At 63.4% G+C, this 13,765-nt stretch carries 17 protein-coding genes; 5 read left to right on the top strand and 12 right to left on the bottom strand.

Translation table 11 applies throughout. The features are described from left to right. Positions 1-184 precede the first annotated feature (184 nt). Genes VI234_RS08260 through VI234_RS08250 form a run of 3 tightly spaced genes read left to right on the top strand, consistent with a single transcriptional unit; the run spans position 185 to position 3,481 of the window. Entirely contained in the window at positions 185-1,678 is a 1,494-nt protein-coding gene (locus VI234_RS08260) for a hypothetical protein (protein ID WP_336329714.1), read from the top strand. Continuing rightward, positions 1,675-2,358, top strand: coding sequence for an ABC transporter ATP-binding protein (locus VI234_RS08255; protein ID WP_014039908.1), 684 nt, complete (start codon positions 1,675-1,677; stop codon positions 2,356-2,358). The genes VI234_RS08260 and VI234_RS08255 overlap by 4 nt, the downstream gene beginning before the upstream one ends. Next, a complete protein-coding gene (locus tag VI234_RS08250; RefSeq protein ID WP_336329713.1) occupies positions 2,348-3,481 on the top strand; it encodes an ABC transporter permease in 1,134 nt (377 codons plus the stop codon). The genes VI234_RS08255 and VI234_RS08250 overlap by 11 nt, the downstream gene beginning before the upstream one ends. Here VI234_RS08250 and VI234_RS08245 read toward each other — a convergent pair. The 12 genes from VI234_RS08245 to VI234_RS08190 form a co-directional block, all read right to left on the bottom strand. Beyond that, positions 3,478-3,990: an HTH domain-containing protein gene (locus VI234_RS08245; protein ID WP_008310099.1), complete on the bottom strand. Its 513-nt coding sequence runs from the start codon at positions 3,988-3,990 to the stop codon at positions 3,478-3,480. The two genes, VI234_RS08250 and VI234_RS08245, sit on opposite strands and share 4 nt — an antisense overlap. 641 nt (positions 3,991-4,631) lie before the next feature. After that, positions 4,632-5,705, bottom strand: coding sequence for a methionine synthase (locus VI234_RS08240; RefSeq protein ID WP_008310097.1), 1,074 nt, complete (start codon positions 5,703-5,705; stop codon positions 4,632-4,634). Between the two features lie 4 nt (positions 5,706-5,709). Further along, positions 5,710-6,708: a 5-methyltetrahydropteroyltriglutamate--homocysteine methyltransferase gene (locus tag VI234_RS08235; protein ID WP_336329712.1), complete on the bottom strand. Its 999-nt coding sequence runs from the start codon at positions 6,706-6,708 to the stop codon at positions 5,710-5,712. Positions 6,709-6,770: 62 nt separating this feature from the next. Then, a complete protein-coding gene (locus tag VI234_RS08230) occupies positions 6,771-7,400 on the bottom strand; it encodes a HemK2/MTQ2 family protein methyltransferase (protein WP_336329711.1) in 630 nt (209 codons plus the stop codon). A gap of 1 nt (position 7,401) precedes the next feature. Further along, complete coding sequence (locus VI234_RS08225; RefSeq protein ID WP_008310091.1) at positions 7,402-8,259, bottom strand: 16S ribosomal RNA methyltransferase A; 858 nt, start codon at positions 8,257-8,259, stop codon at positions 7,402-7,404. Between the two features lie 81 nt (positions 8,260-8,340). Continuing rightward, positions 8,341-8,913, bottom strand: coding sequence for a DUF655 domain-containing protein (locus tag VI234_RS08220; protein WP_008310088.1), 573 nt, complete (start codon positions 8,911-8,913; stop codon positions 8,341-8,343). Positions 8,914-9,092: 179 nt separating this feature from the next. Further along, positions 9,093-9,449 carry an RNA polymerase Rpb4 family protein gene (locus VI234_RS08215; protein ID WP_008310086.1) on the bottom strand — a complete coding sequence of 119 codons (357 nt, stop codon included), beginning with the start codon at positions 9,447-9,449 and terminating at the stop codon, positions 9,093-9,095. Then, positions 9,446-9,736, bottom strand: coding sequence for a 50S ribosomal protein L21e (locus VI234_RS08210; protein ID WP_004593356.1), 291 nt, complete (start codon positions 9,734-9,736; stop codon positions 9,446-9,448). The genes VI234_RS08215 and VI234_RS08210 overlap by 4 nt, the downstream gene beginning before the upstream one ends. A gap of 113 nt (positions 9,737-9,849) precedes the next feature. After that, positions 9,850-10,116 carry an elongation factor 1-beta gene (locus tag VI234_RS08205; RefSeq protein WP_004593354.1) on the bottom strand — a complete coding sequence of 89 codons (267 nt, stop codon included), beginning with the start codon at positions 10,114-10,116 and terminating at the stop codon, positions 9,850-9,852. A 2-nt stretch (positions 10,117-10,118) separates the two neighbouring features. Beyond that, the gene (locus tag VI234_RS08200; RefSeq protein ID WP_004516620.1) at positions 10,119-10,298 is read right to left on the bottom strand and encodes an HVO_2753 family zinc finger protein; all 180 of its coding nucleotides are present in this window, start codon (positions 10,296-10,298) and stop codon (positions 10,119-10,121) included. A 72-nt stretch (positions 10,299-10,370) separates the two neighbouring features. Then, a complete protein-coding gene (locus VI234_RS08195) occupies positions 10,371-10,970 on the bottom strand; it encodes a hypothetical protein (protein WP_008310081.1) in 600 nt (199 codons plus the stop codon). Continuing rightward, positions 10,967-11,839, bottom strand: a complete 873-nt coding sequence (locus VI234_RS08190; protein WP_336329710.1) for a 3-hydroxyacyl-CoA dehydrogenase family protein — start codon at positions 11,837-11,839, stop codon at positions 10,967-10,969. Before VI234_RS08190 ends, VI234_RS08195 begins: the two co-directional genes overlap by 4 nt. A 144-nt stretch (positions 11,840-11,983) precedes the next feature. Here VI234_RS08190 and VI234_RS08185 point away from each other — a divergent pair, with 144 nt between their 5' ends. Beyond that, entirely contained in the window at positions 11,984-12,952 is a 969-nt protein-coding gene (locus tag VI234_RS08185) for a sugar phosphate isomerase/epimerase family protein (protein ID WP_008310077.1), read from the top strand. Between the two features lie 95 nt (positions 12,953-13,047). Then, positions 13,048-13,761 (top strand): TIGR00266 family protein, encoded by a 714-nt coding sequence (locus VI234_RS08180; protein ID WP_008310076.1) that lies wholly within the window; start codon positions 13,048-13,050, stop codon positions 13,759-13,761. Positions 13,762-13,765 lie beyond the last annotated feature (4 nt).

Below are 13,765 nucleotides of genomic sequence, written 5' to 3'. Positions count from 1 at the left end.
CGGGCTGGTGTCGCCCCTTCCCACTCCCGGGAGGGACATAGCGACACCAGCCCGTACGAGAGATATGCAGCATATTTAACATTGCCCGGAACGGACCGGCGCACATGGCAACGGTCCCCGATAGCGTCCTCCCGAGGAGTGGTTGGGCCAGCAGACGACTACGGCAGGTAGAGGTGACTGCGTGATGCGCCACGGTGTGGCTGTACTCGCCTGCTTAGTCGTCGTCGGCTCGCTTCCGCTTTCAGTCGCCGGCGCGAGCGTCAACGCGTCGATATCGAACGTCGAGGTGTCGCCGTCGTCACCAGCACCGGGCGAAACCATCACGTTCGACACGACTGTCCGAAATCTAGAGAGTAGCGACGCCCCGCTCGAAATCAACGACATCGCGATCCGGAAGTCGGGCGGAAGAGGAGTCACAGAATACGAGCGCGTCTCGAATCTGGGCTCGATCTCGCCGGGCAGCACGCTGGAAGTACCCCTGACTGCATCGTTTGATTCGTCCGGCAGCAAAGACCTCCGCGTGATCGTGTACGGCCGTGACCGCGGGACGGGCGAGAACGTCGAACTCAGATATCCGGTGAAACTGAACGTTCAGGACCGGCACCCGCAGGTAGATATCACGGCCAACGACTCCGTCGCCGGCGTTGAATCGACCGGCGAAGTCACTGTCGCAAACGGGCTCGACACCCAGATAACGAACGTCGAAGTCGTCGTCGAGGGCGAGGGCGTCGAGATGACACAGAGCCGGACGGTCCGGTCGAGCGTCGCACAGAACGGGTCGGTTACGGCCCCGTTCCGGTTCCGACCTGAATCCGCCGGCGAACATCCGCTGACTGCAACGATCAGCTACACCGTTGACGGAGATACCACTCGCAACACGACCCGGACGACAGTCATCGAGTCGGACCCGCTCCGGAACAGCGTGGAACTCGATACGTCTGCGGTCGGTAGCGGCACCGACCGCGCGCTGCGAGTCGCTGTCTCTAACGGGGCCAACGCTCCGCTCTCGGATGTCATGATCAGTGCAACGTCCGAGAACGCGTCGTTCCAGCGCGTGTTGCTCGAGAACATCTCGGCCAGTACGACCCGGCAGGTGCGACTGAACGCCACGATGGACGAACCCCGGGCGGACGTCACCGTCACGGCCAACTACGAACTCGGAACTGAAGCGGAGCAGACGACCACCGAAACGACGCTCCGATCAGTTCCGGGGACGATAGACCTCACCGGTCTGGACGTGATCCGACAGGGTGGTCGCCTCCAGATTTCCGGGAGTGCGAGCAACGTCGGGTCGACATCCGCTGACAGCGTCCTCGTCAGTGTCGTCGATACCGAGACCGTCACTCCGGCGACGCCGAACCGCGACTACTTCGTCGGCACGGTCCCGGCCAGCGACTTCGTCTCCTTCGACGTGTACGCACGGACGGAGGGGAACGTCACATCGGTACCACTGGAGGTGACGTACCTCGTCGACGACACGCGGAAGCGACAGACGTTCGACGTCGATCTCGACCGGATGAGCGGTTCGGCACAGCAGCCGGAGCAGGACGGCGACAGCGAGGGCGGTGACCAGAACAGTATGCTGCCGGTGTTCGTCGCCGGCGGTCTGGCGCTACTGGTCGTCGTCGGTGTCCTCGTGCGTCGCTACCGCCGCGATGACGACGATATCGAGGTATGACGGTCATCGACGCACAGGGACTGGTCAAGCGCTATCGTACCGGCGGCCAGACCCTCTACGCGCTGGCGGGTATCGACTTCGCCCTCGAAGCCGGCGAGTTCGTCTCGATTATGGGGCCCAGCGGCAGTGGCAAGACGACCCTGCTGAACATCCTCGGACTACTTGATACGCCGACGGAAGGGACCGTCCTGCTAGAGGGGCAGGACGTGACCGGACTCGGCGACAGCAAGCGGACCGCGCTCCGCAAGCGAACGATCGGGTTCGTGTTCCAGCACTTCTATCTCCTGCCGACGCTGACTGCCGTCGAGAACGTCGAGGTCCCCCTGCTGTTGGACAGTGACCCGAAAGTGACAAAACGGGCCAGAACGCTTCTGGAGCGGCTTGGACTCGGTGACCGACTCGACCACAAGCCCGACGAACTCTCCGGTGGCCAGAAGCAACGCGTCGCTATCGCGCGCTCGCTCATCAACAGCCCGAAGGTCGTGCTCGCCGACGAACCGACGGGCAATCTCGACAGCGAAACCGGGCGACAGATACTCGACGAGTTCCGCCGCATCGCTGACGAGGACGACGTGGCAATCGTCGCAGTCACCCACGACGACCTGGTCAACGAATACGTCGACCGGACCGTCCATCTGGTCGACGGCACCATCGGGAGGGAACGGAAGAATGGCGGGTAGGTTCTTCCCGGCCGCGCTGATGGCGCGGCGCAACCTCACGCGGACGAAAATGCGGTCGTTGCTGGCGTCGCTGGGTATCGTCATCGGCGTCGTCGCCATCGCTTCGTTGGGGATGTTCGGCGTCGCGCTCCAGTACTCGTTCACCCAGAACCTCGGCAGCGTCGGGAACCAGCTCACGGTGTACCCGAACTCCGGCGAAAACATCACTGAACTCACCGAACGCGATATCCGTACGATTCGCAGAGAGGCGAGTCCGACGGCGACTGTCTCGCCGGTAAAGACGCGCATTGAGCCGGTGTCGTACAACCGCGAGGATGCAGTCAGGGAACAAATATACGGCGTTGAGGACCCGGCGACGTTGTACGAGGCCAAGGAGGGACGGGTCTCGCCGTTCCGGTCCGGTGCCCTCGTCGGTTCAGACGTCGCGGAGGAGCACGACCTGCATCCCGGGAGCCAGATTACTGTCAACGGGACCAGCGTCCGTATCCGGGCCGTGCTCGAAGAAGGCGACCCGTTCTCCTCGACGAACCCCGACAACCAAATCATCATGCCGGCTACGTCGTTCAGCCAGCGTGGCTACTCGGAAGTGTACGTTATCGAGTCCACTGGGACGCAGGCCAACGAAACGGCTAGGGGGATACGCGACTCGCTCAACGACCGCGAGGAGCGGGTCTGGGTCCGAGAACTGGGTTCGCTTGTCGATAGCATCGAACAGCAGTTCCAGATAATCAACACCGTCCTCGCCGGCATCGCGTCGATTTCGCTGCTCGTGGCCGGAATTTCCATCCTGAACGTCATGCTGATGTCCACCGTCGAACGCCGGGAGGAAATCGGCGTCCTCAGAGCGGTCGGCTACCAGAAGCGGGATGTCCTCAAGGTGATGTTGATGGAAGCGACGCTGCTCGGGTTCCTCGGCGGCATCGCTGGTGTCATTCTGAGTGTCGGTGCCGGGCTGGCGATAAACCACTACGCCGTCGGCGACGCGATGGCCGTCTTCAGGCTGCCAAACGCCTGGTACGTCGGCGCGGCGTTTACGTTCGGCGTGCTGACGGCCATCGTCAGCGGCCTGTATCCGGCCTGGAAAGCGGCGAGCGAAGAACCGGTCGACGCGCTACGCGGTTAGATCGTCGCGTCGACGCCCGGTTCCAGCAACGGGTCGGTCCGGTCGACCGACAGCGAGTCGAACTGCGCGAGCCAGTTTTCGTCGCCGCGCTCGAAGGCCTCCAGCGCGTCGCCGACGGTGTAGGTCCGTTCGTTGTCCGAACACGGGAACACGCCCTCCAGGTCGTCGCCGTCGTAGATCGCAAGCGAGACGACCGGGAACACGACGACGTCGTCGACGCGGTCCATCCCGACGTAGCTCCGATTCCGTCGTTCGAAGGCCGGTTCGAGCGAGTGGCCGTTCTGGCCTGCCCAGTCTGTGAACTCCTCGTAGGTCTGGATGGCTTCCGACCGCTTGTCCTCCGCCATCGTCCTGATCCGCTGCCACTCACCGGCGACCATCGACTCGCTGAACACGCCGTTGGCCTCCAGTCGCTTGACCCGATTGAGTACCTGCTGTTGGGCGTCGAACGTGCCGTAGGTATCTCCACGAAGATACAGTTCCGCCCGAAGATGTGTGTCCCCTGTCATAGCTTTCACATCGCTAGCTTCTCCAGAGACCCTCAAAACTCTTTCCCAGACTTACACGCTAGCATATAACATAATCTTGGAATAGAGAATCAGCGGTATTAGTGCCTCTATATTCATAATATGGGGTATTTACCTGAATACGGAAGCCCCTTATATTATTAGTACGTCAACAATTATTTTCCTCTTAGGTCGATGTTGATTTCGATATCTGTCGAACAAATTAGTGGCCAGTTCCTTTCAGTTGGGACGAGTAATTCACAAATTTATAAGGAATCGTATACTTGTCTATTCGGGGCTTTGGTGTTCAAGCATCCCCGTGATGACCTGTTCGAGGTCACGCTGGCCAGAGGCTCCACATGTCTTGCTCGATCCCGCACCGGGGATGGTCGCATACGTGTCTGCTACATTTGCCGGTTCCGTGACCGGTGCGCCCGAGAATATTCGATAGCTGCCGAAATCACAGCCCACCTTCGTCGAAAATACGGGTAGTCGGGTCCACGCTGCATTTGGACTCCTGTTGACCGCTCCAACCGCGCTGCTCGCGGGTCGCTACGTTCACGGCTCCGCCGTTCATTTTCGAGGCGCAGTGCGCCTCGCTCTCCCCGCTCGCTATCCGAGATTCTCGCTCCGCTCGAATCTCGCTAGTCGTCAGCGTGCGCTTCCGCACCACTCGCAACGACCTCTAGCTCGCCGGCGTCCAGCTCTTCTTCGATTTCGCGAGCCGCCTGCACCATGTTCTCCATCTTGCCGCGGGCGACCTCGCGGGGCAGGAGCTTCACGCCGCAGTCCGGCGAGACGGTGAGTCGCTCCGGCGGGACGACCTCCAGCCCCTTCTTGATGTTCTCCTTGATCTCCTCGACGGACTCGACCTCCGCGGTGTGTGCGTCTAGGACGCCCATCGCGAAGTCCTTCGTGAACTCGTGCTCTTTGAACACGTCGAGCTGGTCGTAGTCGCCGTTGGCGAGTTCCAGGTCGTACTCGTGGACCGGGTAGTCCAGAATCTCGGGGTAGATGCGCGAGTAGTCGCCGTAACAGACGTGCAGGCCGAGACGCACGTCGTCGGGGATCTCGTCGACGATGCGCTCCAGACACTCGCCGACGATAGCGTGGTCGTCCGGCGTCGTGGCCAGTGCGGGCTCGTCGATCTGGATGTAGCGAGCGCCGGCCTCGACCAGCGCCTCGATCTCCTCGTTGACGAGGTCAGCCAGTTCGTAGGCCAGCTGTTCCTCGCTGTCGTACACTTCGTTGAACGACCAGTTCGCCAGCGTGTACGGTCCCGTGATCGGGACTTTGACCGGCCGCTCGGCGACCTCGTCGGTGAACTCGAACTCCTCGACGAGCCACTGCTCGCCGTACTCGACCTCGTCGGCGACGCTGGGCTTGTCGAAGTAGTTGTGGCCCCACACCTTCACGCGGCCGTTGAACTCGTAGCCGTCGATACGGTGAGCGAAGTACTCCACCATCTCGTTGCGGCGCATCTCGCCGTCACAGATGACGTCGAGGCCCGCTCGCTCGTGCTCGTGGGTGATGAGTCGCGAGGCGTCGTCTTTCGATTCCTCCCACTCGTCCTCGCCGAAGTCGGCGTCCTCGTCCTCGAACAGCTCGCGGGCACGGTCGTGCCACTTGGGTTTGGGGTAGGAGCCGACGACGGTCGTCAGCAGGAAGTGGTCGTTCGGGTGATCCGCCGGTTTGAACTGGTCTCGTGGTCCTGTCATCGTTTTATGCCTCCGCCGCCTCCAGGTCCGCGGCGTTTGCGAGCGCTTCGAGTTTGTCTTCGAACTTGTTCACCGGGAGATAGAACGTTTCTGTGTTCGCCGTCGCGTAGACGGTGTCGTAGGCGGTGTTGGTCTGCTGTTCGAACCAGTCGATGCGGTCTCGAATCGTCTCCGGGGACTCGACCAGCGTGTTCTGGCCGTCGACGACGCCCAGCGCCACGTCGTCTTTCGTGCCGTACTCCTGGACGTTGTAGACTGTCTGGTCGTGGTTCGCCACGAGGTCGAAGCCGATGGCATCCACATCGGCGTCCATCAGGTGCGCGTAGGCCTTCTCCTCGATTGCACCCCAGTAGGTGTGAGCGACGACCTCGGCGTCGGCGGCCGAGGCGACGGCGTCGATGGCGTCGGCGGCACGCTCGTCCTCACCGTCTTCGGGCGCGTTCTCGACTAGCGACGGTTCGAGCAGGAACAGCGTCTCCACGTCGGGGAAGGCGTTCACTTCCTCGACGAGGAACTCGGCGATGGCGTCGAGGAACTCGGCGTCGTCGCCGTAGTGCTCGTCGGTCGCCAGGTCCGCAAGCGAGTACGGGCCAGGGAGCACAGCCTGCAGGCCGTCGTCGACGTGGTCGGCTGCGGCACCGAGGTCTGCGGCGACGTCGCCGCCGTCAGCACCGAGGTCGCCCTGCACGACCGGCTCTCGGTAGAAGTTGTTGTTGTCGTAGTAGCGGACGATACCTTTGGTCTCCACATTGTCGTGGACCGCGAGCGGGTGCGCGAGCATGTCGTCCCAGCGCAACTGGCCCTCGACGACGCGGTCGAGCCCGGCGTCCTGCTGGATGGAGATGACTTCCTCGCGCGCTTGGTCGTAGGCCGCGACGACCTCGCCGGACTCGTCGCCCGAGATGAGGTCGGTCTTCTGATGGCCTTTCAGATCTGCCAGTTCGTCCTTGGCCCAGTCCGGGAGCGGAAAGAGCCCAGGGGTCGTGGCGATTACCTGTGTCATTGCCGTGGAGTAGGAAATGACGGGCTTTAATATTTCCTATTCGATTAAATGCCTAGCAGTAATCAATCTCGATAGAACCGCAGGACGACGAGCGCTTCGTATGGGTGTTTCTCACTCGCAAGCTGCTCGCTCGCCAGCCCGTGTTCGCTCGCGTACGCTCGTACCGCGTCCGGGTCCGTGAGACTGCTGACGAGCATGAGCGCTTCGCCGCCCGGAGCCAGCACGCGCTCGACGGTTTCGAGAAACGGGTCGACAAGGCGACGGCCGTCGTCCCCGCCCGACAGCGCGTGTTCCATCCAGTCGTCCCACTCCTGTTCGGACGGCGTCGGCAAGTAAGGCGGATTGAACGCTACGAGGTCGAAGGCATTCGTCCGGAACGGTTCGACGAGGTCGCCGCGAACGACCGGGACGCCGTTTTCTGCCGCTTCTCGACAGGCCAGCGGGCTCACGTCGATGCCGACCGCCCGCGCTCCGGCGTCGGCGAGTGTCGCGGCGACGTAGCCGGATCCCGTCCCCACGTCGAGGACGGTGTCGCCCGCATCGACTCGCTCGCGGGCCGTTCGCGCCAGCAGGTCCGAGTCCTCTGCGGGCTGGTACACCGACTCTACGCCCCGCTGGTCAGCCAACGAGGGACGGTCACCGGTGCCGCTGTCTCCGTCGGCCGCATCCCGACCGTCGGACTCCTCACCCATCTCAGGCCTCCGGCTGGCCGACTTCGTAGGCGAGCGTCGCCAGCGTAGCGAAGTCGGCCGGCGTGAGCTTTCCGGCGCGGGCGCTCATGAGGTCCTCGTCGGCGGCCTCGACCACCGCGTCGGGGTCGCCCAGTCCGGAGATGTGGGCCGTGTTCCGGACGGCGTTGCGCATCGTCTTCCGGCGCTGGGTGAACACCGCCTTCAGGAAGTCCATGAAGAACTCGTCGCTGGGGACGGTGTAGTCGGGTTGCCTCGGCGTCGTCCGGACGAGCGCGCTGGTGACGCGGGGTTGCGGGTCGAACGCTTCTGGCGGCACTGTCTCAACAATCTCCACGTCGGCGTAGTGGCCTGCTGTGACCGAGAGCCGCCCGTAGTCGTCCGTCGCGGGGTCGGCGGCCATCCGCTCGGCGAACTCCCGCTGGAACATCAACAGGAGCGGGCGCTGCTCGGGCAGCAGTCGGAAGGCGATCTCCGAGGACGCGCCGTAGGGGAGATTCGAGATGCTGGCCGTGAAATCCGGCAGGTCGACTTCGAGCGCGTCGCCCTCGACAACGGCGAGGCGGTCCGCTGCTATCTCCTCGGTAAACTCCTCGCGGAGGTGGGCCGCGAAGTCCGGGTCGCGTTCGATTGCGGTCACCGTCTCAGCCGTTGCGAGCAAGCGGTCCGTCAGCGCACCCGGGCCAGCACCGATTTCAAGTACGTGCGAGAGGTCGACGTCCGCGTCCATCGCGTACTCCGGAATGCGGTCCAGTACCCGGTCGTCGACGAGAAAGTGCTGGTCCTGTCGGGTATCGGCCCGTTTGCCGGCCCGCCGGACGAGCGCGTCAGGATCCCGACTCCCAGTCTCGGTCGTAGTCATTAGCGAGCCGTAGCGGGTCGCGGTAGAAAAGGGTCGCCTTATACTGGTGGCTGTCAGCTTCGCTGCTTGCAGCCGACAGTGTTACGAGGACTGCTCCTCGCGCCGGACGAACAGCCGGTACTTCAGGTCGTCGTCCTGTAGCTCTTCGAGTATCCGCTCGACAAGCGTCTCCTTGGGGCTGTGGAGGCCGCTGACGCGCTCTTCGAGGTCTTCGAAGCTCTCGAAGGGCTTTCGCTTCCGCTCGTCGAGAAGCGTGTTCCGGAGCTTCTTCCCGATGCCCGGCAGGAGGTTCAGCTGGTGGAGCCGCAGCGTGATCGGCTGGGCGTCGTTGTAGAAGTCGACGAACCGCTGTTCGTTCGCTTCGACGATCTCCTCGACAGCGTAGTCGAGTTCCGAACGGGCGCCGCTCGGGATATCTTCGAACTCGACTTCCGTCACGCGGCCGAACTCCGTCAGGTCAACGCGGTCACCGAACGCGATATCGACGTCCTTGTCGTCGAGCTGGAGCTCGTAAATGTAGAACTCCTCGACGTCGAGCGCATACGCGAGCGGCTCCTTCTGGTGCTGTGGCCGGTCGTCTCCGGGCCGCCCGTGTGGGAGGACATCGAGGACAGCCGCCATCATAGAGTCGCCGCCGCTCTCCGATTCAGTCATGCCAGGCAGTACGACCACAGCACACTTAATGCCGGTGGATGCCCCGAACCGCGACACGGAGCGCCGTCGCTATCTTCGCTTCGGTCCAGCGGCAGCGAAAACTAGATCTCGACCGCGTAGCTGCTCGTCCGTGAAAGTAGGGATAGAGCGGCGAAGAGCCGAACTGACGATTGTCCTCGCTACGCGTACTGCTTGACGATGTTGAGAATCTCGTCGAGTTCGTCGCCATCGAGCGTGTATCGCTCCTTGGCGAACACGGCGCGGAGCTCGTCGCGGTCCAGCGGCCGCAGGTTCGCGATTTTGTAGGCCGTCGGCGTGTCGACCTTTTCGAGTTCTTCGAGGTCTTCGACCAGCTGCAGCGACTCCTCGGGGTCGAGGACGGCAAAGCGGTTGACGTGCTCGATAGCCCGCTTGAGCTCGTAGCGCATCTCGCGGTCCTCCTCGGCCGCGCGCTCCATCTCGAGGTCTTCGAGTATCTCCTTGGTCTCCGCGACCGTCAGGAACTCCTCACTGACCTTCTCTTTGAATATCGTCATTCTTGTCGGCGCAGGTGCGCAGCGGTGACGATGATGGTCTTCGCCTTGCCACCGTCGACGATGTCGACCTTGTACGCGTCACCCTGCTTCCCCTCGACGGTTCCGGTCTGGCCGTCGAACCGCGGGTGGAAGCGGCCGTTCGGCACTGACGGGTCGATCTTGAGGTGGACTTTCTCACCGTCGTCAAACTCTTCGACGGCGCGCTGTGGTGGCGAGGTGCCACGGTCGCGGGGCTTGTTCTTGAGCTTGTCTCGTGTTCCTTCGAGAGGTCCGTTTGAACTAGGCATTCTTGCTCCTCGCTAATCCGGTCGCCCTAATAAAACGTGCGTTCCGCGACCGTCACTGGTCACGCTCTTGCAGTTGCTACGGTACCGAGTGGAAAACTACAGCGGCGAGTCGATTACAGGCGACCGGTGCTCTCGACGGAGACCGACTCGACGTCATCGACGTTCGCAAAGGCCTCTTCGACGGCTTCCGTCCCACCGGTGTCGTCAGGGACGATGACTGTCGGCGTCAGCGCGACGAGGCCAAAGGCGACGTCCTCGCGCTCGAACCCGTTGATCTTCGTTCCTTCCGGAAGCACGCCCTCGAGACGCTCCTGCAGGTCGTCGAGGTCGACTTCGGGGCTCTCCGGCATGACCTTGATCTTGGCTGCTACTTTCCCCATTGTTATGGCCCCATGAAGCCGCAGTCCGGGCATTTGTAGAGGTTGCTCTGCTTCCGGCAGGTGGCACAGCGGTAGATCTGCTGGCCACAGTCCGGGCACTTGAACGCGGCGGCGTTCGTGCCGGCGATGTTGATGCCACACGAGACGCACTTGCGCGCCTGTTTCTGTTGGCTCTCGCTCATACCACTCCGTATCCGACCGCGGCTTTTAACGATTGCCAAACGCGACCGCCACCGCGAGTGACTGGCATGGCCCTAGTTCCCGGGCAGGATGTCCCCGAGCGCAGCGCCGATTGCCATCGGAACGAACGCCACAGCACAGATGCAGGCCGACTCGTAGACGACCGCGGGGTCGGTCGACCACTCGACCAGCCCCCAGCCAGTAAGCAGTGCGACGGAGACGACGAGTGCCGTCCCGGTGACGCCGACGAGTCGCCGCGGGATGAATCCGAAAATCGGGTTCGCCACCCGAACGTCCTGAAACTCGGCCACGTACAGAATGGAGATGACCAGCCCGACAGCGATAGCGACTGTCGCGGCGAGATACAGCGGGTGCTGGGCGATATGCCGGCCGGCGTCGATAGTTCCGCCCTCGACCGCCATGGGAATCCCGAACAGCAGCGAACCCAGCAGTGCCTCCGCGAGGTCTGACCGGCCAAAGCCCCAGACGACCCGGCCGAAGGTCGCGGGTTCGTGGTCCTGAGAGTCCGCGGCCGCGCGCATCGCGTCCCGGACCTGCCGTCGCTCGTCCTCGGAGTCGACGAGCTGTTCGAGCTCCTGAAGTTCGTCGAACAGGGCCGCGAATTCGTCGTCTTCTGGGTCCAGTTCGGCCGGTGGGTCCTCCTGCGAACTCATCTGATATCGGACTCGCTATCTCGTGTTGGCACGTCCGGGTCCGGTTCGGCACCGGCCGTCGGGGTACCGTCTTCCCAGACGTAGAATCCCTCGCCAGCGACAGCGCCACGTTGCCCGTCCTCGACTTTCTGTCGGAGCAACGCCGGCGGTTCGAACCGCTCGTCGAGCCGGTCGGCGAGGTCTTCGAGCGCGGTTAGCACTGTTTCCAGCCCGTGGCGGTCGGCCCGGACGAGTGGCCCGTCGCGGTCCGAATCGCCGCGCTCGAACGTCCGGTCGATGTCCCGAATCCCGGCGACGCCGTCCTCGACCATCCGAACGGCTTCGACGATGGTAGCGAGTTCGAGGCGTAGCGCGGCAAATCCCGGCGTGTCGCGGACGACGACCGGCGACGCGTCCAAGCTCTCGACGAAGTCGGTGACTCGGTCGCGGGTCGCCGCCGTCGTCTGCTCGGCGATGACGACCTCGACGATAGCGCCATCTGGTGGATCGACGAGGTTGAGTCCGACTGCTCGGTCCGGACTCAGCAGGCCAGTCGCGACTGCGGTCACCGACAGCGACGTGTCGCTGACGGCGATGAGCGTCGCATCCTCGACCATCGTCTCAGTTTCGGCGACGACTTCCCGGTGGCTGTCCGTTTCGCCATCGGTTGCGTCGATGACGATATCGCTGCCGCTGACGGCACTTTCGAGTCCGGTGGTTCCGTCGATACCGGCCGAGACATCCCCGTTGAGTGCGTGCCGAATCTCGTCGACGCGGTCCATCACAGCCGTCGCATCCGTCCCCCGAAGACGCACCTCGTGGCCCGCACGGACACATCGCTGTGCGATATCCCGCCCTCGTCGTCCGGTGCCGAGTACGGCCACAATCATGAGTAAACCACTGTACGCCCCGGGTTAAGCCTTTACGCCACAGTCTATCACGGTCCTGTCTCCGGTCCGTACCGCTTGCTGGTCGACCAGATGGGGCGCGGTGACGGCAGTACGTTTTTTTCAACACCGGTTGTATCCCCGGCCATGGATATCGGTGTACTGACGGTTCCCCTGGGCGGGCAGTCGCTCGACGAGGCGCTGGCGTACCTCGACGACCTGGGGATCGATGCGGTCGAACTGGGATGTGGCGGCTTCCCCGGTGACGACCACCTCGACCGCCAGGCGTATCTCGACAACGAGGAGAAGCAGGCCGAACTCGAGGCACTCCTGGACGAGCACGGCCTTCGGGTGAGCGCACTGGCGACCCACAACAATCCGCTCCATCCTGACGACGAGCAGGCCGCCGAGGCCGACCGGGAACTCAGGGAAGCGATTCGGCTGGCCGACCAGCTCGACGTGAACACCGTCACGGGGTTCTCTGGCCTGCCCGCCGGTGGCCCCGACGACGAGGTGCCGAACTGGATTACCGCGCCGTGGCCGACCGAACACGCCGACGCCCACGAGTACCAGTGGCGCGTCGCCGACGAGTACTGGTCGGACCTCGCGGCCCACGCCGGCGCACACGACGTGGACGTCGCCATCGAGATGCACCCGAACATGCTGGTGTACGAGCCCCGCAGCCTGCTGGAACTGCGCCGGCGGACGAACGACCGCATCGGCGCGAACTTCGACCCGTCGCACCTGTACTGGCAGGGCATCGACGTGACCGAGGCCATCCGCCTGCTCGGCGAACACGACGCCATCCATCACTTCCACGCCAAGGACACGAAAGTGTACGAGTCGAACGCCCGGGAGAAGGGCGTGCTGGACACCGCACCGTACACAGACGAAGCGGACCGGTCGTGGCTGTTCCGCTCTATCGGCTATGGGCACGACGAATCCCACTGGAAGGACGTGGTGTCGACGCTGCGGATGATCGGCTACGACGGCGCGCTCTCCATCGAACACGAGGACTCGCTGACCAGCGCACGCGAGGGACTGGAGAAGGCCGTCGACGTGCTCGACCGCGCCGTCTTCGAGACACAGCCCGGTGACGCTTACTGGGCTGAGTAAGCGATACGGGCGGTAGTGCGGTCTTTTTCTGGCACTCATACTTATATACTGTCTGGGAGATATTCCGACTGGATTACCGTATCCAGTGACACGTTATGGACATCGAACTCACACACAAGCCCTCGTACACGCACGTCCGCGTTGCCCTCGACAGCGGCGAATCGATACTCGCGGAACCCGGTGCGATGGTCAGCCACTCGCCGACCATCGAAATCGAGACGACGACCAGCCGGGACGGCCTCCTCAGCTCCGCGAAGTCGATGCTCGGCGGTGAGTCGCTCCTGGCGAACGAGTTCACTGCTAAGGGCGGCCCCGGGACCGTAACCCTCGCGCCGCCGACGCCCGGTGACGTCCACCACCACGAACTCACTGGCGAGACGTTGTACGCCGTCGACGGGGCGTTCCTCGCAGCCGACCCGGATATCGACATCGACTCCGAGTTCGGTGGTATCAAGTCGATGCTGGCCGGCGCGAGCATCACGCCGCTGGCGCTAAAGGGGACCGGAAACGTCCTCATCGAGGCCTTCGGCGGGCTGGAAACCGTCGAACTCGACGCCGGCGAGTCCTACACCATCGACAACGACCACGTCGTCGCCTGGGAGGAGTCGGTCAACTTCGACGCCCACCGCGTCGGCGGCCTGAAATCGACGCTACTCAGCGGCGAAGGGATCGTGATGGATTTCACCGGCCCCGGAACGGTCTGGTATCAGACGCGCGGCCTCGGCTCGTTCACCTCGGCTATCGCCGATGCACTGCCCGGAACAGGCGACAACGACGGCGACCGCTCCGCTCTGGACGACTTTATCTGAGCCC

This window comes from Haloarcula sp. CGMCC 1.2071 (genome assembly GCF_037078445.1).
GTDB lineage: Archaea > Halobacteriota > Halobacteria > Halobacteriales > Haloarculaceae > Haloarcula > Haloarcula amylolytica.
The sequence above is the reverse complement of the archived record's forward strand: the minus strand, read 5'-3'. Positions and strand labels throughout refer to the sequence as shown.

Bases quoted from the DNA above. Each gene is read 5' to 3' on its own strand.
- VI234_RS08210 (WP_004593356.1), bottom strand. From the start codon at position 9,736: ATGCCTAGTTCAAACGGACCTCTCGAAGGAACACGAGACAAGCTCAAG.
- VI234_RS08260 (WP_336329714.1), top strand. From the start codon at position 185: ATGCGCCACGGTGTGGCTGTACTCGCCTGCTTAGTCGTCGTCGGCTCG.
- VI234_RS08215 (WP_008310086.1), bottom strand. From the start codon at position 9,449: ATGACGATATTCAAAGAGAAGGTCAGTGAGGAGTTCCTGACGGTCGCG.
- VI234_RS08195 (WP_008310081.1), bottom strand. From the start codon at position 10,970: ATGAGTTCGCAGGAGGACCCACCGGCCGAACTGGACCCAGAAGACGAC.
- VI234_RS08255 (WP_014039908.1), top strand. From the start codon at position 1,675: ATGACGGTCATCGACGCACAGGGACTGGTCAAGCGCTATCGTACCGGC.
- VI234_RS08230 (WP_336329711.1), bottom strand. From the start codon at position 7,400: ATGGGTGAGGAGTCCGACGGTCGGGATGCGGCCGACGGAGACAGCGGC.
- VI234_RS08185 (WP_008310077.1), top strand. From the start codon at position 11,984: ATGGATATCGGTGTACTGACGGTTCCCCTGGGCGGGCAGTCGCTCGAC.
- VI234_RS08235 (WP_336329712.1), bottom strand. From the start codon at position 6,708: ATGACACAGGTAATCGCCACGACCCCTGGGCTCTTTCCGCTCCCGGAC.
- VI234_RS08240 (WP_008310097.1), bottom strand. From the start codon at position 5,705: ATGACAGGACCACGAGACCAGTTCAAACCGGCGGATCACCCGAACGAC.
- VI234_RS08180 (WP_008310076.1), top strand. From the start codon at position 13,048: ATGGACATCGAACTCACACACAAGCCCTCGTACACGCACGTCCGCGTT.
- VI234_RS08220 (WP_008310088.1), bottom strand. From the start codon at position 8,913: ATGACTGAATCGGAGAGCGGCGGCGACTCTATGATGGCGGCTGTCCTC.
- VI234_RS08205 (WP_004593354.1), bottom strand. From the start codon at position 10,116: ATGGGGAAAGTAGCAGCCAAGATCAAGGTCATGCCGGAGAGCCCCGAA.
- VI234_RS08200 (WP_004516620.1), bottom strand. From the start codon at position 10,298: ATGAGCGAGAGCCAACAGAAACAGGCGCGCAAGTGCGTCTCGTGTGGC.
- VI234_RS08225 (WP_008310091.1), bottom strand. From the start codon at position 8,259: ATGACTACGACCGAGACTGGGAGTCGGGATCCTGACGCGCTCGTCCGG.
- VI234_RS08250 (WP_336329713.1), top strand. From the start codon at position 2,348: ATGGCGGGTAGGTTCTTCCCGGCCGCGCTGATGGCGCGGCGCAACCTC.
- VI234_RS08245 (WP_008310099.1), bottom strand. From the start codon at position 3,990: ATGACAGGGGACACACATCTTCGGGCGGAACTGTATCTTCGTGGAGAT.
- VI234_RS08190 (WP_336329710.1), bottom strand. From the start codon at position 11,839: ATGATTGTGGCCGTACTCGGCACCGGACGACGAGGGCGGGATATCGCA.